Origin of the sequence: Collinsella bouchesdurhonensis (assembly GCF_900155365.1) — a bacterium.
In the GTDB taxonomy this organism is placed as follows: Bacteria; Actinomycetota; Coriobacteriia; order Coriobacteriales; family Coriobacteriaceae; genus Collinsella; species Collinsella bouchesdurhonensis.
Window position 1 is genome coordinate 1 of record NZ_LT699739.1, and the last position, 20279, is coordinate 20279.

Consider the following 20279-nt stretch of genomic DNA (forward strand, 5'->3'; position numbering starts at 1 on the left):
ACCCGTATATCGCGGGCTCGGGCGCGGGGGCGCCGCGGGGGCATCCCCCCGCGGCGCCCCCTTTCTCTTTCTCCCCGTATCGTTCAGCCGAGGGCCCCGCGGGGCCCTTTTTCCATGCCGCGGTTCATCTTCTTAATGCCAGTCCTGTCGATTTATTGGGACTTCGCAATCCGTGGGAATGCAGGGTTACTATAGTTTCATCGTTTAATACGTTTGCTTTTGTTTCCTTTTGAGAGGATTGCCATGAAGTACTTCGGAACCGATGGTTTTCGCGGCGAAGCCAATAATGGCCTCAATGTCGAGCATGCTTTTAAAATCGGTCGTTTTATTGGCTGGTACTATGGCGCGCGCCAGGACAAGAAGGGCCGTATTGTTGTCGGTAAGGACACGCGCCGTTCGAGCTATATGTTCGAGGCCGCTATCGTTTCTGGACTCGTTGCTTCTGGTGCCGATGCGTATATGCTTCATGTTATCCCTACGCCCGGCGTTGCCTACGAGACTGTTGACGGTTGCTTTGATTGCGGCGTGATGATTAGTGCATCGCATAATCCTTATTCGGACAATGGTATCAAGCTCGTCAATGGTGACGGCTACAAGATGGAGGAGTCTGTCTTGGAGCAAATCGAGAGCTATATTGACGATGAGTTTGAGATTCCTCTTGCTACTGGTGATTCGATCGGCGCTACGATTGATTACATGCAGGGTCGAAATCGCTATATCGCTCACCTTATCTCGAGTGCTAACTTCTCCCTTCAGGGCGTTAAGATCGGCCTTGATTGCGCTAATGGCTCTGCGTCCTCTGTTGCCAAGCCTGTCTTTGACGCTTTGGGTGCCGACGTTCGCGTTATCAACAACAATCCTGATGGCTTTAACATTAATGTCGATTGCGGCTCTACCCATCTTGACCGTCTTCGCCGCCATGTGGTTGAGCAGGGTCTCGATGTTGGCTTTGCCTACGATGGCGATGCGGATCGCTGCCTTGCCGTCGATGAGCGCGGTAATGTCGTTGATGGCGATCTTATCCTGTACGTTTGCGGTGTTTATCTCAACAAGCATGGCCGTTTGACGGCTGGCACCGTTGTTCCTACCGTCATGAGCAACTTCGGCCTTTTCCGCGCGTTTGACGAAGCTCATCTTTCCTATGAGACCACCGCTGTGGGCGATAAGAATGTGTATGCGTGCATGCGCAAGAATGGCTATAGCCTTGGCGGCGAGCAGTCTGGACATATCATTTTTGGCGATATCGCGCAGACCGGTGACGGCATTCTAACAAGCTTGCGCATTATGGAGGTGCTGCGTGCCGAGCGCGAGACGCTTTCTCAGCTGTGCGCGCCGGTCAAGCTTTATCCGCAGCTACTCACCAATGTTCGCGTGACAGATAAGGAGGTCGCCATGAACGACGAGGCTGTTCTCGCTTCCGTCGAGGCGGCCGAGGAATTCTTAGGCGAGCGCGGACGCGTCTTGTTGCGCGCGAGTGGCACCGAGCCTCTTGTTCGCGTTTTGGCGGAGGCGCCGACTGATGAGCTTTGCCAAGAGGCAAGCGCCTTCATGCTTGATGCGCTCGAGCGTTTTCGTGCGTAAGAGTCGATTCGCTTCATAGCAATTGAAAGGGATTTGCCGTGTGCGATCCCTTTTTTATATTGAATCGGTCTTTTACGAAATCAATGCTCGTTAACTGGGCATAAAAAGCTCAACGATTGGTGCCTCGGAAAGGAGATAGAACATGGCCGTATTCTATAAAGATCAGGCGGGAAACGTTCTTGCTGCGCTTTCGAGCGATATGCCCGCACCGGCTGGTTTTGAGGAGCTCGTGGCAGGAACGGTCGATGCTGCTCGCGAAAAGCACGTTCCCGTTGTTTCGCTTGAGCGAGACGCTCATGTAATCCGTGTTACCGTGGGCGAAGTTGAGCACCCTATGCTTCCAGAGCACTATATCGAATGGATTGCGCTTGAGGCTGAGGGGCGTCTTGAAATTCATCATCTCAAGCCAGGGCAGGTCCCTTCAACATTTTTTGCCGGTGGCGTTAAATCCGGCACCGTCTTTGCATTTTGCAATCTACATGGATTGTGGAGTGCTTCGTTTTAGGGTTTGATTCGACCGGCGTCGAGGGACCACGTGTCTAGACTGCATTCGATTTCTCTTTGGTGAGGCGCGAGTGCGAGTTTTGGGCTGCGTGGTCCCTCGTTGCTATGTCGAGAACCTCGGTGGACGAGTATGATGGAATGGATGAAATCGATGGAAGGGGCGAGATGAGGCTGGCGTTGGCTCAGATGGATACGCGTTTGGGGGACATCGAGGGCATTTGCTCTCGCGTGTTCGATCAGGCCATGATAGCGTCATCGCATGGGGCGCACCTTATGTGCGTTCCGGCGCCGCTTACCGTCGGGATAGCGCCCACTTCGCTCATCGAGTGTGGCAACTTCCAGCATGCTTTGATTGTTGCTCTGCAGGCACTTGCGGAGAAGCTGGAGCCGTTGGGAATCGCTTGTCTATTCCCTTCCATCGTCTCGTTCGAGGGTGCGCCGATCTTTGAGATTTTTATTCTTCGAGATGGTCACGTCGTACCCGCCCGCTCCCTCATCGCGCGTGAGCGGGGCCCGCGTTCGGATGAGGCTTGGCTTCCACCCGTTTTTGACATTGCCGGTACTCGTGTTGCCGTTTCTTTTGATTTGGCTCGGGATATGGAATCTCTTCCCGTTGGAACCGACCTTGTCATTTATTTCCCTGCGTACGGCTACGACGATTCGAACGAGGAGACCGCTGCCGTCGCTTCGATTCGCGATGGCTTCTTTGTTGATACGGTTGCCAAGACGGGTCTTTGGCTTGCCTGCATGGCACCTGTGGGCGCGTTTGACAGTGCGGTCTATACCGGCGGCTCATTTGTGATGGACGACTCCGAGCACGTTATCGCCGTGGCGCCTTGTTTTGAGGAAGGCCTACTTATTTCGGAAATCTCCCATGGGACTGTTCCGGACTCGATTGACCCAGATCTTTTGCCACGCTGGAATCGTGAGGAATGGCTTTGGGAATCGACTCGTCTGTATCTGCGTGATGTCGTCGCTCGCCAGGCGTCTGGTAGGGTTGCGCTTTTACTAGCGGGCGATCTTGCTACGTCACTTCTTGCTGCGCTCGCGGTGGATGCCGTTGGCTCCCGAAACGTAATCGGCGTTGTCGTGCAACATGAAGGGGCATTGACTCCTCAGGAGGAATGTGCCGAGAACGAGCGTTTGCGTGTTGTTCGTCAAGTCGCAAGCAATCTTCGAATTCAGGTTGTCGAATGCGAGCCATCTTCGAGCTGTGGGTGCGAAGAGGCGTGGACGACCCTTGAATGCGACGGTGAGACGAAGCATTTTGGTAAGGCGACCTCGAACGCGCGGGGCGAGGATCTTGATGCTTTACTCGGGCTTGCGCGCCGTGTTGATGCATGCTGCGTGAGCGCTATGACAAAAACCGAGTATGCTCTTTGTGCGCCTGCTGCCTTAAGGGATGGTCTCTCGCACTGTGTGTGCGCGCCATTTGGCGATATCTATCTATCCAATCTTGAATTTATCGCACGTTGGCGTAATCGTCGCTCCCCTGTGATTCCGGAAACGCTCGTATCTCTCGCATCGGTTGAGGGAGGCATGGGCTCGATTATCGAACGCGCGATTCCTGCGCTGACGGGAGATGGCGAGCTTGAGGAAAAGGTGGCGTCTGTTCTCCGCTCACAGGCACCCTCCAAAATCGACGAGGCTTTGAGGGCTCATATCGACAAGGGGCTGGACTTTGAAGAGAACCCACTTGCCGGTTCGTCTCCCCAGGCGCTTCGGGCTCTTATGCTCTTGATTCAATATGGCGAAGCGGCACGTCGAAAGCTCCCCGCCATGCCGGTTCTTTCTGCTCGTTCGCTTGCCGAGAGAAGCTGGCCGATCTCTTTGGGTTGGTCGGATATGGGACGCGATGGGGAAGACCTCATGACAGTTGATGCCCTTATCCAAATGGAGCAGGAGCGCTCCTCTACGGAGGGCTCTTCGCATCGAGCTCAAGCTCGCGACGAGATTATGGGTTTGATTGGAAATCTTTTTGGGATAACGCCCGAACAGATGGCTCACATGCAGAGCGAAGAGGGGCAGCGTGAGCTTCGTCAAGGGCTTGGCGATATCGAGTCGATGCTGCGTAAGATGATGGAATCGTCCCCAGGCGCGATGGGCTCCGCTGGACCCGATGGAGCAAACCAGGGCGCCCAATCTCGTGGCGCGTTTCCATTTACGCCTGGCGGCACGGCCCCGTTTTTCTCGCAAAACTAGACGTACGGCCTTATCGATTAGACTGTGCTCAAAAGACGCCTCCCATCGTGGTATATTAGAACAGATGTTCGTGCCTGAAGGGAGGCGCATGATTATTCTCGGAATCGACCCCGGACTTGCTCATACGGGTTGGGGGATTGTTGAAGAACGGGGTGGCGATGTTCGCTGCCGCGCCTACGGATGCATCGAAACGGCAGCGGGGAATGATCTTGCTGTGCGCCTTCGGCATATCGCCGATGATTTGTCGGCTGTGGTTGAGCGATATCACCCTCAGGAGGCCTGTATCGAGAGCGTCTATTTTGGCGTTAACGTTAGGTCTGCGATTCCGACTGCGCATGCGCGCGGTGCCGCGCTGGTGGCGGTATCGTTATGCGGCGTCGAGGTGGGCGAGTACACCCCCATGCAGATTAAACAGTCGGTTGTGGGGACTGGCGCTGCCGATAAGGGTCAAGTGACCTATATGGTTAGAAATCTTCTGCATTTGGATCATGACCCTAAACCCGATCATGCTGCGGACGCCTTGGCATGTGCCATCTGCCATGCCCATTTGCGTCATACCGATGCGGTGACGCGCGGTGAATTTGTTCAAAAGAGGGGAAACGGCTACTCATGATCTCGTTGATACGCGGAACGCTCGTTGAAGCGACGGCTCAGTATGCCATCATCGATGCTGCGGGAGTTGGCTTCGAGCTGGGCATCTCGAGTATGACGGCAGCAGCGCTGCCGGCATTGGGTACTGAGTGCCGTCTTTACGCGCGCCTTCAGGTGCGCGAGGATTCTATGACGCTTTTTGGCTTTGCTTCGAAGGAAGAGCGTGCGATGTTCGATCACCTATTGAGCGTGTCGGGCGTGGGGCCCCGTCTGGCGTTAGCCATTCTTTCACGCTATAGCGTGTCGCAGCTATACTCCATTGTGATGGCCGAGGATGCGACGTCGATGTCTGCCGTGTCCGGTGTGGGGAAAAAGACCGCACAGCGATTAATTTTGGAATTGAAAAGCACCTTTGCAAAGGACCACTCATTTGCCGTTGCCGAGGCTCCGGCTGCAAATCAGACGGTCATGACTTTTTCGCACGAGTCTTCTGTGCTTGAGGATGCGCGTCAGGCGCTTCTCTCCATGGGATTCAGCCCACAGGAGACGGAGCTTGCGCTTGACGGGTATGATGGCCAGGGGATGCGAGTTGAAGATTTGCTGGGTGCCGCGCTGCGTCGTCTTGGAATGGAAGCATAATGTGGGAAGTCGACGAATCTGAAGATCTCTGGGCTGATGCGCCGCGGGGAAATGCAGCCTCTCAGGGTAGGGAAGACGCCGAGCGCTTGGTGACGGGCGACCTGACTGCCGATGACCTTGATGTGGAACGCTCGCTTCGCCCTCAGCGTCTTGATGATTACTGCGGGCAGGAGCATATCAAGCAAAGTCTCCGTATTCTTATCCAGGCTGCTCAAAGCCGCGGCGAGTGTCTTGACCATGTTATTTTTTCGGGACCTCCCGGCCTGGGCAAGACGACCCTGGCGACTGTTATCGCTAACGAGCTGGGTGCGCAAATTAAAACAACGTCAGGACCGGCGATTGCTCGCACGGGGGACCTCGCGGCGATTCTCACTAATCTTCAACCGGGCGATGTTCTCTTTATCGATGAGATCCATCGTCTCAATCGCTCCATCGAAGAGATTCTATATCCCGCGATGGAAGATTTTTCGCTCGATATCGTTATTGGTAAAGGGCCTGCTGCGCGTTCGATTAGACTTGATATTCCCCATTTCACCTTGGTGGGAGCCACGACGCGCTCGGGTATGCTTACGGGTCCTCTACGCGACCGTTTTGGTATCTCATTTAGGCTCGACTACTATTCTGTTGAAGACCTTGCAGAGATCGTCGCGCGTTCGGCGAGCATCCTGGGGGTCACTATCGATCGCCAGTCGGCCTTGGAGATCGCCTCTCGGTCCCGTGGAACCCCCCGTTTGGCAAACCGGTTGCTTAAGCGCGTGCGAGACTATGCCCAAGTGCGCGGTGATGGTCCCATTGAGCTTGATATCGCACGGGAAGCGCTCTCTTTTTTCGAGATCGATGAGCTCGGTCTCGACTGGATGGACATTCGCATCCTTGAGACGCTCGTCAAAACATTTCGCGGTCGCGCCGTCGGGCTAACGACGCTTGCGAGCGCTGTGGGCGAAGACCCCTCGACGCTCGAAGATGTATATGAGCCTTATCTTCTCCAACGTGGACTTATCATCAGGACACCCCAGGGGCGCATCGCTACTCTTACCGCTTTCGACCACTTGGGAGTTACCCCGCCATCTGGAGTCTAGGTTCTTGAGAAACGTTGTATGCTAAATGCACTGTGCAATTCGCGAGAAAGGCCTTCATATGCCAACCGATATTGAGATCGCCCACTCTGTCAAGCCGCTTCCCATCACTCAGGTTGCCCAAGAGGCCGGTATCGATGAGAGCTATTTGACGCCCTATGGATTCGATAAAGCCAAGGTCGACTACGCTCTTCTTAATAGTCCCGAGCATGCGGATTCGATTTCCTCTTCTGCCCTGGTTTTGGTGACCGCCATCAATCCGACTCCTGCAGGCGAAGGTAAAACCACGACCACTATCGGCCTTGCTGATGGCCTGCGCCGTCGCGGTGTGAAGAGCGCTGTTGCACTTCGTGAGCCTTCGCTTGGTCCTGTCTTTGGCGTCAAAGGCGGCGCTGCCGGCGGCGGTTACGCTCAGGTTATCCCCATGGAGGACATCAACTTGCACTTCACGGGCGATTTCCATGCTATTGGTGCCGCGAATAATCTGTTGGCGGCCATGCTTGATAATCATATCCAGCAGGGTAACAAGCTTGGCATCGACGTTAAGCGCGTGACGTGGAAGCGCGTTGTCGACATGAACGATCGCCAGCTGCGCCATGTGATTGACGGCATTGGCGGCAAGGCTCAGGGTGTGCCGCGTGAAGATGGATTTGATATCACCGTTGCCTCCGAGGTTATGGCGATCCTGTGCCTGGCGACCTCTATTGCCGACCTAAAGCAGCGTCTGGGCGAGATTGTGGTGGCCTACACCTATGAGGGAAAGCCCGTGACGGCTTCTGATCTTAAGGCCCAAGGTGCCATGGCCGCTCTGTTGAAGGACGCCTTAAAGCCCAATTTGGTCCAGACGCTCGAGCACACGCCTGCTTTTGTACATGGTGGGCCCTTTGCGAACATTGCCCATGGATGCAACTCTGTCATGGCAACGCGCATGGCTCTGTGCTTTGGCGACATTGCGATTACGGAGGCTGGGTTCGGTGCCGACCTCGGTGCCGAGAAATTCTTTGATATCAAATGCCGCATGACGGGTCTCTATCCGCGTGCTGTGGTTGTTGTTGCAACGGCTCGTGCCCTTAAGTACAACGGCGGCGTTGCTAAGGCCAATCTGAACGAAGAGAACCTCGATGCTCTTCGCGCTGGCCTGCCCAACCTGTTCCGTCACGTACAGAACATCAAGGATGTCTTTGGCGTCGAGACAATTGTCGCCATCAACCATTTCCCGACCGATACTGAAGCCGAGCTCAAGGTCATCGAGGACGAATGTGCCGCGCGCGGCATCTGTGTTTCCCTCTCTGATGCCTGGGCTGCTGGTGGCGAAGGTGCGCTTGATCTTGCAGATAAGGTTGTTGCGGCTGTCCAGAAGACTCCGGCTCCTATGCCTGCGTTTACGTATGAGATGGGTTCCGATGTCGCTGATGCCTTGGAGGCTATCGCCACAAAGATCTATCATGCCGATGGCGTCGATTTCACGCCGGCGGCGAAGCGCCAGCTCGCTGAACTGCGTGAGAATGGATTCGGTAACTTGCCCGTCTGTGTTGCCAAGACGCAGTATAGCTTTAGCGACGACGCCAAGAAGCTCGGTGCCCCCGAGGGCTTCCGCATCACGGTGCGTGAACTCAAGGTTTCCGCCGGAGCCCACTTTGTGGTTGCTCTCACCGGCAGCGTTTTGACCATGCCGGGCCTTCCGCGCGTTCCGGCCGCCGAGAATATCGATATCGACGACAACGGCGTCATTACCGGCCTGTTCTAAGCTGGGCGCCGTTTTCGGTGCCGGTGTTTTCTAGCTTGCTTGTAAGGGTGCGATCTGGATGGGTCGCACCCTTTTTATGGCTATCGATAGGAAACGACGATGGTGCTGCTTGCTGACAAGTTTTTAGTTATGGACTACACTTCACGGAACCGCACAAACGCATTATGGATGCAGTGCATACATGAGGGGCTATCAAAATGGCGCAAGTGATGATGGATAAGACGTGCCGAGACTTCGCCGAGGCTCTGGCGGCGCGAGAGCCGGTTCCGGGCGGGGGGAGCGCAAGCGCTTACGTGGGGGCTCTGGGCGCTTCTCTGTGCTCCATGGTTGCGCGCTATGGTGCCAGCAATCCTCGTTTTGCCGAGGTTGAGGATGACCTTCGCCATGCTGTCGCAGCTTCGGGTCGTATTGGCTTTGAGCTGCTTGAGCTGGTGGAAGAAGATGTGCGAGCCTACGGTCTTGTCTCTGCGGCATATGGAATGGAGCGAGACAACCCGCATCGCTCCGAGGCGATTCAGGATGCTCTCCACGAGGCCGCCTTGCCGCCTTATCGCATTATGGTCGCCTGTTCGCGTGTGCTTGCCCTGCTTGAGGAAATGGCCGATAAGAGCTCCCGTCAACTTCTTTCAGACGTTGCCTGCGGCGCTGTGTTTTGCCGCGCTGCGTTGCAGGGCGCAAGTCTAACGCTTTTTGCGAACACGACGTCCATGAAGGATCGCGAGCGTGCCGAGGAACTCGAGCGCGAGTGCGACGCATTGCTCAATACCTGGTTGCCGCGGGCGGACGGTCTTGCCAAACGCGCGGCTGACGCCGCAAGGAAACGGAGCTGATATGGCCGCATTGCTTAAAGGCGCGCCTGTTGCAAAGGCGATTACCGCTGAGCTGGTCGAGCGGGCGCAGAAATTGGAATCGCTGGGGGTCGTGCCTACGCTGGCTATCGTGCGCGTGGGCGAGCGCGAGGACGACCTTTCCTATGAGCGTGGGGCTCTTAAACGCTGCGAAAAAGTTGGTATTTCCTGTTGTCGTTACCTTTTGCCCGCAGACGTTTCTCAAGAAGAGCTGCTGCGCGTCGTCGCCGAGGTCAATGAGGACCCTTCTATTCATGGATGCTTGATATTCCGCCCTCTTCCGGCGCATCTCAAAGAAGACATGGTCGCGGCAGCGCTTTTGCCAAAAAAGGATGTTGATAGCATGACATCTGCGTCGTTGCTGTCGACGCTGAGTGGTCTTGGTGCTGGTTATGCGCCCTGCACTGCCGAGGCGGTGCTGGCGATATTGGACCACTACGGAATCGATCTTGATGGTGCGAACGTTGTCGTGGTCGGCCGTTCGCTGGTGATTGGCAAGCCGGTTGCTTCTATGCTTCTTGCGCGCAATGCCACGGTAACTACTTGCCATACGCACACAAGGGATTTGGCCGATGTGTGCCGTCGAGCGGATGTTGTCGTTGCCGCTGCGGGTCATGCCCGCACGCTGGGAGCGGATGCGGTGCGCCCGGGCCAAACCATTATCGATGTGGGAATCAACTGGGATGCACAGGCCAAAAAACTTGTGGGCGATGTTGATTTTGAGGCTGTCGAACCTCTTGTCGATGCCGTGACGCCCGTTCCTGGAGGGGTTGGCGCGGTGACGACGGCAATACTTGCGCGCCATGTGATCTGTGCTGCAGAAGAAGCTTGCGAGCATGTTGTCCGTACAATGCAGTAACCCCGCACTTGTACTTTATTGCATCAAAAAAGCCCGGGCAGACGCCTGGGCTTTTTGTATGGGACTGCCTGTGTTGGCAGATGCTATACAGGGCGACCCTGCTTTAGCCGATTTTGCGGACGTTGATGGCCTGGGTCTCGCCGGGCTTTTTGCCGGGGCCAACCTCGTACTCAACACGATCGCCCTCATCGAGGGTCTTGAAGCCGTCCATCTGGATAGCGCTAAAGTGAACAAAAATATCGGATTTCGCGCTGTCCTGCTGGGCCTCGTCGGGAGCGATGAAACCATAGCCCTTCTCGCGGAAGAACGATTTTTTAAGCGTACCGGTTGCCATGAGTGACCTTTCTTTCTGCGCCCATAAGGGCAATGCTGCGCGCAAACTGCACGTTGAGCGTCATAATACTCCAGTGCGATGCAGTGAATTTCATAAAACTCAATTGGTAACAAATGATGTTACAAAGGTTTTCCGGAGGTTTACACTAGACACTCGATAGGGCAAACGCGCCTGCTGGCTCTGCCGGCAAGAAGGAGGATTTAATGCCTTGTACGACGATTTTGGTTGGTAAGCGAGCGAGCTATGATGGCTCGACGATTGTTGCGCGCAATGAAGATGCAAGCAACGGCAAGTTCACGCCAAAACAGATGATTGTTGTCGAACCCAAGCAGCAGCCCCGTCACTACAAAAGCGTTATCTCGCATCTGGCTATCGAGCTTGACGAGGAGCCCATGCGATACACGGCAGTCCCCGATGCGCTTCGTGAGGACGGAATTTGGGCCGAGGCTGGCATCAACGATGCCAATGTTGCCCTGAGCGCGACCGAGACCATCACTTCGAATGAGCGCGTGCTCGGTGCCGATCCTTTGGTCGAGCTGGTTCCCGCGTGCGGTACAGAGGGCGAGGAGGGCTATATTCCCGAGGTGCCGGGTGGTATCGGCGAAGAAGACATTACGACGCTGGTTCTGCCTTACGCTACGTCTGCCCGCGATGGCGTGCGTAGGCTTGGAAGGCTGCTCGAGACGTGCGGAACGTACGAGATGAATGGCATTGCAATCTCGGATGTTGATGAGATTTGGTGGCTCGAGACGGTTGGCGGCCATCATTGGATCGCGAGGCGTGTACCGGATGACGCCTATGTGACGATGCCGAATCAGCTCGGTATCGATTCCTTTGATCTTGCAGATGCCGAGGGACAACAGCTGGAACATATGGCGAGCGCGGACCTTCGCGCTTGGATGAATATGCATCATTTGGATTTGACGCTTCGTGAGGAGGGGGAGGAAGAAGATATCTTCAACCCGCGCGAGGCATTTGGATCGCACAGCGATTCCGACCACGTTTACAACACGCCGCGCGCATGGTATATGCAACGCTGCTTGAACCCCAGCGATTGCTGGGACGGCGATGAGGCGGTGTTCACACCCGAGTCCGACGATATCCCCTGGAGCCGGATTCCGGAGCGTAAGGTGACGATTGAAGACATCCGCTACGTCCTGGCCGCCCATTATCAGGGAACGCCGTATGACCCCTATGGCACGCTTGGTACCGACAAGACGCGTTCGATGTATCGTCCTATCGGTATCAACAGGAACTGCCAGCTTGCCGTCTTACAGATCCGCCCCTACGTTCCTCAGAGCCATCGCGGCGTTCAGTGGATGTCGTTTGGCTCCAATCCGTTCAATGCCCTCGTGCCGTTTTTCACCAATGTGCGCGAAGCGCCTGAGTATCTGGCAAACACGACAGCACGCGTTTCGACCGATAGCTTCTATTGGGCAAATCGTCTGATTGCGGCCCTTGCCGATGCTCGTTTTCGTGATAACGAAAACGCTATCGATCGCTATCGCGAGAAGGTTGGCGCTTTTGGGCATAAGCTGATTCACGAGACCGATGAGGCCTTGGCCTGCTGCCCCGAGGAAGATGTCCAGGCGGTCCTTGCGGCGGCAAATCTGCGTATGGCAGATTATCTGCGAGAGCAAACCGATGCCCTTCTTTCAAAGGTGCTCTATACCACGAGCCTTGCCATGAAAAACCACTTTGCGATGTCGGACAACTAACAGAAACGAGAGCGCTGTTATGGCGTCGTTTAATGGGGTACAAGGGGAGCAATGGTATGTACAGCAAAGCGTTGCTCTGTTTCGAGGAGGCAACTGATGGTTACTAAATTCGAAGAGCTTGTCCACGGTATGGTCAACATTGGCTTTGGCGCTGCAGCACTTACGGCCGAGAAGGGCAAAGAGGTGCTCGACACGTTGAATGCCAAGGGGGAACAGGTTCGCTCCGATGCAACGGCGCCCGACTTCGCGCGCTCCATGTCTGACATCTTCGAACAGGCGGGCGGCACGTTCTCCGATGTGACCGAGCGTTTGAGCGCAAAGGGCGAGTCGACGGCTGAGCGCGTGCTCGACGAGCTCATCTTGGCGCGTGTTCGTTTCCTTACCAAAGCTGAGCGTACCGAGTTTTTGGCTCACGTGCGCGATCTGGTTGATTCGGTCGACGATGCGACGGTGACGGTCAAGGTCGAGGTCGAGTCCGCCGACGTGGAGGCAGATGAGACGAATCAGGCAGAGGGCCAGGACGAGTAGCCGCATATGGCCTCCAACGTGAACGAAACCCATACGCATGATGTCGATGCCGACGTCGCTGCGGTGATGGAGGAAATGGAAGTGCAAGCGCGTGATGGGAAGCGTCACTCGCGCGCTGCCGATGTCTTTCCACAGGAGCCGGAGGTCATGGCTCCCACGGAGGAGTATCAGCTCTCTGCCGCCGGTCGACGCCAGCGTATCGCCGAGATTATCCGATTAGTGCGCAAGTACCAGGTGTGGAACAACCTCACGCCGGTTCGCCTGCGTTGCCTGATCGAAGAGCTTGGCCCCATGTTTGTCAAGATGGGGCAGATTCTTGCCAACCGTTCTGAGATTTTGCCCCAGCCATTTTGCGATGAGCTGCGCCGCTTGCGCTCCGATGTGGACCCGGTTCCCTATCAAGTGGTCCTAGAGTGCCTTGAGGCTGAGTATGGTCAGGAGCTCGGCACTATTTTTGATGCGATCGACCCGAACCCTTTGGGTAGCGCATCGCTTGCCCAAGTGCATCGCGCGCGCCTGGCAACGGGCGAGGATGTTGCCGTCAAGGTACAGCGACCCGGCGCGCAGCAGGTTATGGCTCAAGATATCGACATCATGCGCTCGATTGTCCGTCATGCCTCTAAGTTTGTGAAAACCGATCAGTTCGTGGACCTCAAGGGCGTGGTCGAAGAGCTGTGGCAATCCTTCCGCGAGGAGACGAACTTCCTTATGGAGGCGCGCAACCTCGACGATTTTTACGCCTATCACAAGAACACGCGCGGCATCTCATGCCCGCGCTCATATTTGAAGTTCTGCACTGAGCATGTTGTGGTGATGGATTATATCGATGGCATCTCGATTGGCGATCCCGATCGTTTACGCACGGAGGGTTACGACCTGGAGAAGATAGGCGGGCAAATTGTGGAGGACTATTCCACGCAGGTGCTCGACGATGGCTTTTTCCATGCCGATCCTCATGCGGGCAACATCATTCTTAAAGACGGTGTCATCTACTTTATAGACTTGGGCATGGTTGGGCGCATGTCGAGTCATGACCGCGGCATCGTGAAAGACATGATCTTTGCCGTTGCCGAGGGCGATGTCCCCAAGCTCAAGGATTCGCTGATGCGATTTGCGGTCACGCGTGGCGATTCCGCCTCGCTCGACCACACCGCCTTCTTGTCGGACCTTGATTTCATCGTGGCCGATTTTGCCGGCCTTGACCTTAAGGACTTGGATATCGGAGAGTTTCTCACCTCGTTGGTGAGCCTTGCACGCAAGAACAATGTCGAACTCCCCAGTGTGGTTACGATGTTCGCTCGCGGCATGGTGACGCTTGAGGGCTTGCTGACCGAGTATATGCCCAATGTCAATATGGTCCAGATTATCTCGGCGCATATCAAGAACGAGAAAAGCAGTTACAGGCGTATGCAGGAGGCTGCTCAGGATTTGGCACACGATGCCTATCGGGCGGCAAAGGGCCAACTCGAGGCAGCCGAGTATCTTGGCCTTGCGTCGCGCATGCTCACGCGTGGCCAGTTAAAAGTCAACACGCAAGTGCTGGGCTCTGAGGCTGTCTTGCGCCATCTTGGCAGCATCGTCGACCGCATGTCCATGGCTATCGTTATCGCTGGCCTATTTATCGGTTCGTCGGTGGTCTACTTTGCAAAAATCGAGCCGGTGGTTTTTGGTATTCCGGTCATTGGCTTTATCGGCTATCTTTCGGCATTGATCCTTGCATTGGGCCTTGGCCGTGAGATATGGCGTAATAGTCACGGGAAAAAGCGATAGCAGCACTTGGGCGCTTTGTATATGGAAGATATGAGGACGTCCGGCGTTTTGAGGCAGAGTTGCTCACCATATGGGTATGCATAGTAGAAGAAATAGCAGCTCGATGCGCTTTGGAGATGAGGGTGAAGTATGTGTACTGCCGTTAGGTTTACCGATGCCCAGGGGAATATGTATCTGGGCAGAAATCTCGACTGGGCGTTTGGATATGGTGAGCGCCCGCGCGTTTGGTCAAAGGGCTCAAGCGTGCCCTATATGTTTTTGGATGACGCGCCTGCGGACCATGCCGTGATTGGCATGTGCATCGACTATCAGGGCTATCCCATGTTCTTTGATTGCGGAAACGACGCGGGCCTTGCTGTTGCAGGTCTTAATTTTCCTGGGTATGCTAAGTTTCCTTCCGCGCCCAAGAACGGTGCCACGAACGTTTGCGCGTATGAGTTTCCTTTTTGGGTAACGGCGAACTTCTCGACGGTCGACGAAGTTGAGGCGGCGCTTGCGAACACGGTGATCGTGGGAAAGCCGGCAGGCGAGGGCTTGGGCGTTTCGTATCTGCACTGGATTATCGGTGATGCAAACCGCAGCATCGTGGTCGAGCAGATGGCAGACGGCCTGCATGTTCATAACGACCCGGTTGATGTTCTTGCCAATCAGCCCGCGTTCGATTGGCATATGGAAAACCTTCGCACCTATATCACTGCCAATAACAGTTTTCCGCAGGCGGCCGTGTGGGGCAAGGCCGAACTCAAGCCCTTTGGTGCCGGTGCGGGCATGCGCGGCATCCCGGGCGACTGCTATTCGCCCTCGCGTTTTGTCAAGACGGCCTTCCTCAATGCGAACTATCCGACAAAAGACGGTACGGTGGACAACATCGCCCGCATGTTCCATACGCTGGGAAATGCATCGATGGTCGAGGGTGCTGCCGCCATGGCTGACGGTCAGTTTGAGAAGACTATCTATACGGGCTGCTTTGAGGCGTCGACAGGGATGTATTACTACAACACCTACGACGATCCTGCAATCTATTGCGTAAGCCTGGCGGATGCAGACGGAGCTGACGGATTGGTGACGCCTGAGCCGACCCGATTCGACCCGAGTTCCTGCTAGCGCGAAGGTTACGTTCTGCTCAATTAAAAACCTGAGAGTTCATTACGTTGCAGTGGCCCCGGCAGAGAGGCTCCCGTTTTCGCTCGGTCAAGTCCTGGCTCGCACGAAGAGCACATTTAGTGCTCTTCGGCTCGTGCGGAATCTACGAAAACGGGAGCCCCTCCGCCGGGGCTGGCTTTCGTGTTCGAGGGCTCTCAAAAATGAAGACCCCGCACAGGCAGGGTCTTCAATCAAGACGAAGTTATTTGAAGTGCGTCAGACGCCGACGTCTTAGTACTGGCTCGGATGCTTGGCAAAGAAATCGAAGCGCGGTGGAAGCGGCTTGACGGCATGTTCTCCTGCTGTCTCGCCCAGGCTCTCGATGAAGCAATCGGTGGACTCGAAGATGTGATCCCAGCTAAAGAAGGAAACGGGGTCGATGTCGAAGTATTCGCAGATGAGCTCGCAGCCGGCGGGAACAATGCCATGCATGAGGATGGTCGCTACGCGTAGCTCGTGGAAGGCGTTGACGAGAGCCTGCGTCATGGCGTTGTCGTCCTCGGCGTTCTTTGCGGCCTTGGAGGCATCGGACCAGCGCTTGTTCGCAGCGCGGAGATACTCGTCGCATACCGAAAGAGCGTGGTGCGTCTCGAACTTGTACATGTACTGCTCGAAGGCGAGGGCGGCCTGCTGAGAGGCCTCCATGATCTCGTCGCTGGGCTCGCCCGCGGGGATGCAGCCAGTGCGGTAGCTTGCCTCGTCGCCTTCCTTTACGGCGACACCATAGAAGCAGGAGCGGGCAAGGCGGTTGAACACGCCGGTGAGAAGCGCGCCCTCTTTGAGGGCGGGGTCGATCACGCGCTTGTCGTCGCATGCGCGAATCTCGTTGCCGTCCTTGTCTTTTCCGCTCACGCGCGTGTCGTACGCCTTGGGGCTAAAGCTGACGGGCTTCTCGGAGAGGCCAAGCGACAGCCAGTGGGCGCGCATCTGCTCGCACGTATAGTGGTTGAGCAGGTCGTCTGCCGGCGGGGGAGGCGTCTGCGAGGAAGAGCTTGCCTTTTTGCCCATGTAGAGCAGGTGGTAGTTGGCGCTTACCGTCGACTGATGCAAATTCCAGCCGAGTGCCTCCCACATGGCGGTCTGTGCGATGCAGTAGAAGTAGATATTGTCCTGGCCAATAAACTGGTAGATGGCAGCGTCGTCGGAGCACCACCAGTCATGCCAGTCGAGAGACCCGTGTGCATATGGAGGTTCGGGCACCTGTGTGGAATCGACCGAGGGCTCGCCCATGAGGGCCGCGTCCTGTGCTGCCACGCCCTCGGTGATGCCCAAGCGCTTGGCATCGCGGGCGAGGACGGCACGCGTATAGCTGATGGGCGCCCAGAGGCTTTCGGGCCAGCACCAACAGGTTACGTCATGCACGCCGTCGATTTCGGGAACGGGGACGCCCCAGGTGATGTTGCCGGTGATGCGGAAGGGTACAAGTGCCTTGCCGGAGCGGAAGCGAACGCCTCCGCGTCCCAAGACCGCATGGGCCTCGTCGCGCTCTTTCCAGCTGGGGAAGACCACGGTGAAGGAGCTCTTGTTGCCCTCGGGCTCCACGATGGTGTGCTCGGGCAGCTCGGATTCGATGGCGTCGAATGCCTCGCGGAATTTATTTTGAATATAGAGCTGTGCGGGAAGCAGCCACTCCTCCATGGTCTTGGATACAACGGAGCGAACCTGTGGATCGCGCGCGAGCTCGGTGGTGTAATCCTTCATGAAGTCGAGGTAGGCAGGCAGATCAAAATAGAGGTTGTCGACCGGGCGAAGCTCGGGCACCTCACCCGTGAGCTGGCTTTTTGGTGCAATGAGCTCCTCGGGTTCAAACTGATGACCCAGATCACACTCGTCAGCGTAGGCCTTCTCGGACTTGCAGCCCTGGATGGGACAACGGCCGATGACCTGGCGGCCATTGAGGAAGGTATTCGCGCTTGTGTCGAAGAACTGCAGGGTGCTGCGCTTCGAGATCACGCCACGCTCATGCAGACGGTTGACGACCTCGGCGGTTACCTGCTCATGGATGGGGGCTGCGGGCTCGAGTCCCGAGCCGCCATAGATATCGCAGCTGATGCCGTAGTTGTTGAGAGTCGCTGCCTGACGACTGTGATTTGACTCGACGTATTCGCTGATGCTCTTGTCGTAGCCCTCGTTTTCGCGAAGCTTGCGGTAGCTCTCCATGATGGGGGAGCCGTAGCAGTCGGTGCCCGAGGTGAAGATCACGTTCTCGCGCCCCAATCGATCGCGCAAAAAGCGCGCGAAGAAATCGGCGGGCACAAAGACGCCTCCCACGTGGCCAAAGTGCAGGCCCTTGTTGCCATAGGGCTCGCCGGCGGTGACGATGGCACGGCGCGGCCAGGCGGGACGGGATTCCATATCATACGTTGCGGCCATAAGGCTCCTATCAATGCGTTCCCGCTAGGCGGGTTTTGCTGCTCTTCGGTATCCGTAGCATTATCGCACATGCGGCGCGACCGTGCCTAAAATGCGTGTATGCTGGATGGCATGCACGAAATCGGTAACATACATACGTTTGAGGATTCCGCGTTCCTGCAGTCCGTCTGCCGGGCGTCTTATGCGGTGCTGCTGGCGGGGACGTTTGGGGGAGTGGCCCTTTTTCTTTGCGGCGCCCCTTGCGAGTTGCCCACGGCCATTGCCGGAGGAATTGGGGGAGTTGCCCTCTTGCTTGCCGGCATTGCGGCGGCGACGTTTGTGTCCTTCGCGCTTCATGAGTGCGTTCACGCCTTGTTTTTCAAGGTGTTTGGTCCCAGCGGTTCGCATGTTACCTTTGGCTGGAATCTCGACGTCGCCATGATATACGCGTGCGCTGAGGGGATTGTCTATTCAAGGGAGCGCTACCTTGCAATCGTGCTGGCACCGACCATTATCGTGACGGGTGCCGCCTTCGCTCTGGGTGCTTTCTCTGGATACAGCCTTGCTTCCTGGGTAGTTTGCGTGCTCCATTTCTCCGGGTGCACCGGCGACTGGTTTTACGCGCGTGCTATTGTTTCCGACCCCCGGATACGTTGGTGTGAAGACAAGGCCTGGGGCGTTCGCTTTTACGGTGAGGAAGAAGGCGAGGGGAATGACTGTGAATAACAGCTCTGCGATACCGTTATTGCTGCATGCGTGCTGCGCTCCATGCTCCCTGGAGCCGGTCCGTCTTTTGATGGAAGAGGGGTTTGCGCCTACGATCTGCTGGACCAATCCCAATATTCAGCCCATGCAAGAGCACGAGCGCCGTTTTGCAGAGCTTCGCCGCTGGTGCTCGGCTGAAGGGATTGCGCTTATCGAGGCGGACGAGGACAGCGCCGCGTGGGAGCGAGCGGTCGCGCCGATCGGTGCGCGAGATCGCGAGCGCCGATGTCGGGCCTGCTATGGCCTTCGCCTGGCCGAGGCGTGTCGTGTGGCGAAGCGCGAGGGGTTTGATCATATTGCTACGACGCTTGCGGTGTCTCCCTATCAGTTGTTTGAGACATGCAACGACGTTCTTGTTCGCCTCGCTGAATCGCATGGCCTTACGCCTGTAATTCGTGACTTTAGACCCTGGTACCCGCAGGCAACGCTTCGCTCGCGCGAATTGGGGATGTATCGTCAAAACTACTGCGGATGCCGTTTTTCGGCTGCCGAGGCGGCAATGGACCGCGCGCGGCTGCGCGATGAGCGAAAGGAGTCTCGCAAATAGCGCCGCTGCTGGGGTGCGGTGCGATCGATACTGCGCCCGTTTTGCCGGCCGTTTTACGTGCAGCATGTGTGGCTTGCCCGATTGCACTGAGCTTGCCCCTGCGATGGGGAACAATACATCGCATTGTGTGGATGTATTGCATGCCATGCGCGCGCATGCTTCTTGGAAAGGATGGTCATGAATCAGACGTCGAGCAAGGGCGACGTGAACGCAGCTAGGGTTTTCCGACGCCTCAAGAGGCTTGTTCGCGCCAATTGGCGTGTCATCGTTTGCGCTTCATGTCTTGCAGTCTTTCTCTACTTGCTTGACGAGGTGCTCGAGGGCGAAATCATGCGCCTTGATTCCTTGGCCTATAGCCTCATTGTCGAGCGCTTGCGCAGCGATGCGCTTACTCCGGTGATGGAGGGCTTTTCCGCCCTGGCGACACCGGCTGTATTGGTGGTTATGACCCTTGCCATCGCGGCTTTCGCGCCTGGCAGGCGACCGGGATGGTGCTGCGCGGTGAATCTCGTACTTGTTGCGAGCCTCAACGTTTTTATTAAATCGCTTGTTCAGCGTCCTCGTCCCGAGGGTTTTAGGCTTGCGGTCGAGACTGGCTTTAGTTTTCCTTCGGGTCACTCTATGGCGGCTATGGCGTTTTACGGTCTGATTGTTTGGCTTATTTGGCGGCACGAAAAGGACCGTCGCCAACGCAACCTGTTCACGATTGCGTTTGGCTTCATCATCTTGATGATTGGCATCAGTCGTATTTATCTGGGTGTGCACTATGCTTCCGATGTCTTGGGAGGTTTCTGCGCGGCTTTGATTTGGCTCGCGCTTTTCACGCGCTTGGGCGCCCCGCTCTTCATGGACGAATCAAAGGTTACCCAAGGTTAACTTATGGAGGGAGTATGAAGGCGGGGATTTAGAAGGGGAGAGCGCGTTGAGTTTACTATAGTTAACTCAACGACGAAACAGGTCACAGGCGATATTCGATCGTTTCGTTGGAGTTTGATTGCATCCCTCCCCTCTGTGCGGTCAACGGTGTACTTCGAAGGCGACCCGCCATCTGAAATCAGGTGACGGGTCGTTTTCG

At 56.2% G+C, this 20279-nt stretch carries 18 protein-coding genes; 16 read left to right on the forward strand and 2 right to left on the reverse strand.

The genetic code is table 11. The annotated features are described in order from the left end of the window. Positions 1 to 243: 243 nt before the first annotated feature. The 9 genes from glmM to BQ9843_RS02025 all read left to right on the forward strand — a co-directional run bounded on the left by glmM (position 244) and on the right by BQ9843_RS02025 (position 10047). A complete protein-coding gene (gene glmM / locus BQ9843_RS01985; protein ID WP_075843694.1) occupies positions 244 to 1581 on the forward strand; it encodes a phosphoglucosamine mutase in 1338 nt (445 codons plus the stop codon). A 142-nt stretch (positions 1582 to 1723) separates the two neighbouring features. Further along, on the forward strand, positions 1724 to 2086 hold the full coding sequence (locus BQ9843_RS01990) for a desulfoferrodoxin family protein (RefSeq protein WP_022386419.1): 363 nt from the start codon (positions 1724 to 1726) through the stop codon (positions 2084 to 2086). A 104-nt stretch (positions 2087 to 2190) separates the two neighbouring features. Continuing rightward, positions 2191 to 4287 (forward strand): NAD(+) synthetase, encoded by a 2097-nt coding sequence (locus BQ9843_RS01995; RefSeq protein ID WP_230205542.1) that lies wholly within the window; start codon positions 2191 to 2193, stop codon positions 4285 to 4287. Positions 4288 to 4375: 88 nt separating this feature from the next. Next, positions 4376 to 4900: a crossover junction endodeoxyribonuclease RuvC gene (ruvC, locus tag BQ9843_RS02000; protein ID WP_022386421.1), complete on the forward strand. Its 525-nt coding sequence runs from the start codon at positions 4376 to 4378 to the stop codon at positions 4898 to 4900. Further along, complete coding sequence (gene ruvA / locus BQ9843_RS02005) at positions 4897 to 5517, forward strand: Holliday junction branch migration protein RuvA (RefSeq protein ID WP_040220970.1); 621 nt, start codon at positions 4897 to 4899, stop codon at positions 5515 to 5517. Before ruvC ends, ruvA begins: the two co-directional genes overlap by 4 nt. Beyond that, positions 5517 to 6596: a Holliday junction branch migration DNA helicase RuvB gene (gene ruvB, locus BQ9843_RS02010; protein ID WP_075843696.1), complete on the forward strand. Its 1080-nt coding sequence runs from the start codon at positions 5517 to 5519 to the stop codon at positions 6594 to 6596. The genes ruvA and ruvB overlap by 1 nt, the downstream gene beginning before the upstream one ends. A 58-nt stretch (positions 6597 to 6654) precedes the next feature. After that, a complete protein-coding gene (locus BQ9843_RS02015; protein WP_075843697.1) occupies positions 6655 to 8340 on the forward strand; it encodes a formate--tetrahydrofolate ligase in 1686 nt (561 codons plus the stop codon). 197 nt (positions 8341 to 8537) lie between these two features. Beyond that, positions 8538 to 9170, forward strand: coding sequence for a cyclodeaminase/cyclohydrolase family protein (locus BQ9843_RS02020; protein ID WP_075843698.1), 633 nt, complete (start codon positions 8538 to 8540; stop codon positions 9168 to 9170). Position 9171: 1 nt separating this feature from the next. Next, entirely contained in the window at positions 9172 to 10047 is an 876-nt protein-coding gene (locus BQ9843_RS02025; protein ID WP_075843699.1) for a bifunctional 5,10-methylenetetrahydrofolate dehydrogenase/5,10-methenyltetrahydrofolate cyclohydrolase, read from the forward strand. A 103-nt stretch (positions 10048 to 10150) separates the two neighbouring features. On the opposite strand, the gene BQ9843_RS02030 is transcribed toward BQ9843_RS02025, so the two are convergent. Further along, a complete protein-coding gene (locus BQ9843_RS02030) occupies positions 10151 to 10381 on the reverse strand; it encodes a cold-shock protein (protein WP_022386428.1) in 231 nt (76 codons plus the stop codon). A gap of 203 nt (positions 10382 to 10584) precedes the next feature. Here BQ9843_RS02030 and BQ9843_RS02035 point away from each other — a divergent pair, with 203 nt between their 5' ends. The 4 genes from BQ9843_RS02035 (at position 10585) to bsh (ending at position 15501) form a co-directional block, all read left to right on the forward strand. Beyond that, positions 10585 to 12099 carry a C69 family dipeptidase gene (locus tag BQ9843_RS02035; protein ID WP_075843700.1) on the forward strand — a complete coding sequence of 505 codons (1515 nt, stop codon included), beginning with the start codon at positions 10585 to 10587 and terminating at the stop codon, positions 12097 to 12099. A gap of 96 nt (positions 12100 to 12195) precedes the next feature. Further along, positions 12196 to 12627: a hypothetical protein gene (locus BQ9843_RS02040; RefSeq protein WP_075843701.1), complete on the forward strand. Its 432-nt coding sequence runs from the start codon at positions 12196 to 12198 to the stop codon at positions 12625 to 12627. A gap of 66 nt (positions 12628 to 12693) precedes the next feature. After that, positions 12694 to 14397 carry an ABC1 kinase family protein gene (locus BQ9843_RS02045; protein WP_230205589.1) on the forward strand — a complete coding sequence of 568 codons (1704 nt, stop codon included), beginning with the start codon at positions 12694 to 12696 and terminating at the stop codon, positions 14395 to 14397. A 129-nt stretch (positions 14398 to 14526) separates the two neighbouring features. Beyond that, positions 14527 to 15501 carry a choloylglycine hydrolase gene (gene bsh, locus BQ9843_RS02050; protein ID WP_075843703.1) on the forward strand — a complete coding sequence of 325 codons (975 nt, stop codon included), beginning with the start codon at positions 14527 to 14529 and terminating at the stop codon, positions 15499 to 15501. A 270-nt stretch (positions 15502 to 15771) separates the two neighbouring features. Here bsh and BQ9843_RS02055 read toward each other — a convergent pair whose 3' ends face one another. Continuing rightward, entirely contained in the window at positions 15772 to 17913 is a 2142-nt protein-coding gene (locus tag BQ9843_RS02055; RefSeq protein ID WP_075843704.1) for a class I tRNA ligase family protein, read from the reverse strand. Between the two features lie 111 nt (positions 17914 to 18024). Here BQ9843_RS02055 and BQ9843_RS02060 point away from each other — a divergent pair, with 111 nt between their 5' ends. From BQ9843_RS02060 to BQ9843_RS02070, 3 genes are all read left to right on the forward strand, one after another. After that, positions 18025 to 18618, forward strand: a complete 594-nt coding sequence (locus BQ9843_RS02060; protein WP_195906601.1) for a DUF3267 domain-containing protein — start codon at positions 18025 to 18027, stop codon at positions 18616 to 18618. Continuing rightward, on the forward strand, positions 18605 to 19204 hold the full coding sequence (locus BQ9843_RS02065) for an epoxyqueuosine reductase QueH (RefSeq protein WP_075843706.1): 600 nt from the start codon (positions 18605 to 18607) through the stop codon (positions 19202 to 19204). The genes BQ9843_RS02060 and BQ9843_RS02065 overlap by 14 nt, the downstream gene beginning before the upstream one ends. 177 nt (positions 19205 to 19381) lie before the next feature. Beyond that, positions 19382 to 20080 (forward strand): phosphatase PAP2 family protein, encoded by a 699-nt coding sequence (locus tag BQ9843_RS02070; RefSeq protein ID WP_075843707.1) that lies wholly within the window; start codon positions 19382 to 19384, stop codon positions 20078 to 20080. The last annotated feature ends 199 nt before the right edge of the window (positions 20081 to 20279 follow it).

Excerpts from the sequence above, each read along its gene's own strand:
- glmM (WP_075843694.1), top strand. The coding sequence starts at position 244 with ATGAAGTACTTCGGAACCGATGGTTTTCGCGGCGAAGCCAATAATGGC.
- BQ9843_RS01990 (WP_022386419.1), top strand. The coding sequence starts at position 1,724 with ATGGCCGTATTCTATAAAGATCAGGCGGGAAACGTTCTTGCTGCGCTT.
- BQ9843_RS01995 (WP_230205542.1), top strand. The coding sequence starts at position 2,191 with ATGTCGAGAACCTCGGTGGACGAGTATGATGGAATGGATGAAATCGAT.
- ruvC (WP_022386421.1), top strand. The coding sequence starts at position 4,376 with ATGATTATTCTCGGAATCGACCCCGGACTTGCTCATACGGGTTGGGGG.
- ruvA (WP_040220970.1), top strand. The coding sequence starts at position 4,897 with ATGATCTCGTTGATACGCGGAACGCTCGTTGAAGCGACGGCTCAGTAT.
- ruvB (WP_075843696.1), top strand. The coding sequence starts at position 5,517 with ATGTGGGAAGTCGACGAATCTGAAGATCTCTGGGCTGATGCGCCGCGG.
- BQ9843_RS02015 (WP_075843697.1), top strand. The coding sequence starts at position 6,655 with ATGCCAACCGATATTGAGATCGCCCACTCTGTCAAGCCGCTTCCCATC.
- BQ9843_RS02020 (WP_075843698.1), top strand. The coding sequence starts at position 8,538 with ATGGCGCAAGTGATGATGGATAAGACGTGCCGAGACTTCGCCGAGGCT.
- BQ9843_RS02025 (WP_075843699.1), top strand. The coding sequence starts at position 9,172 with ATGGCCGCATTGCTTAAAGGCGCGCCTGTTGCAAAGGCGATTACCGCT.
- BQ9843_RS02030 (WP_022386428.1), bottom strand. The coding sequence starts at position 10,381 with ATGGCAACCGGTACGCTTAAAAAATCGTTCTTCCGCGAGAAGGGCTAT.
- BQ9843_RS02035 (WP_075843700.1), top strand. The coding sequence starts at position 10,585 with ATGCCTTGTACGACGATTTTGGTTGGTAAGCGAGCGAGCTATGATGGC.
- BQ9843_RS02040 (WP_075843701.1), top strand. The coding sequence starts at position 12,196 with ATGGTTACTAAATTCGAAGAGCTTGTCCACGGTATGGTCAACATTGGC.
- BQ9843_RS02045 (WP_230205589.1), top strand. The coding sequence starts at position 12,694 with ATGGAGGAAATGGAAGTGCAAGCGCGTGATGGGAAGCGTCACTCGCGC.
- bsh (WP_075843703.1), top strand. The coding sequence starts at position 14,527 with ATGTGTACTGCCGTTAGGTTTACCGATGCCCAGGGGAATATGTATCTG.
- BQ9843_RS02055 (WP_075843704.1), bottom strand. The coding sequence starts at position 17,913 with ATGGCCGCAACGTATGATATGGAATCCCGTCCCGCCTGGCCGCGCCGT.
- BQ9843_RS02060 (WP_195906601.1), top strand. The coding sequence starts at position 18,025 with ATGCACGAAATCGGTAACATACATACGTTTGAGGATTCCGCGTTCCTG.
- BQ9843_RS02065 (WP_075843706.1), top strand. The coding sequence starts at position 18,605 with ATGACTGTGAATAACAGCTCTGCGATACCGTTATTGCTGCATGCGTGC.
- BQ9843_RS02070 (WP_075843707.1), top strand. The coding sequence starts at position 19,382 with ATGAATCAGACGTCGAGCAAGGGCGACGTGAACGCAGCTAGGGTTTTC.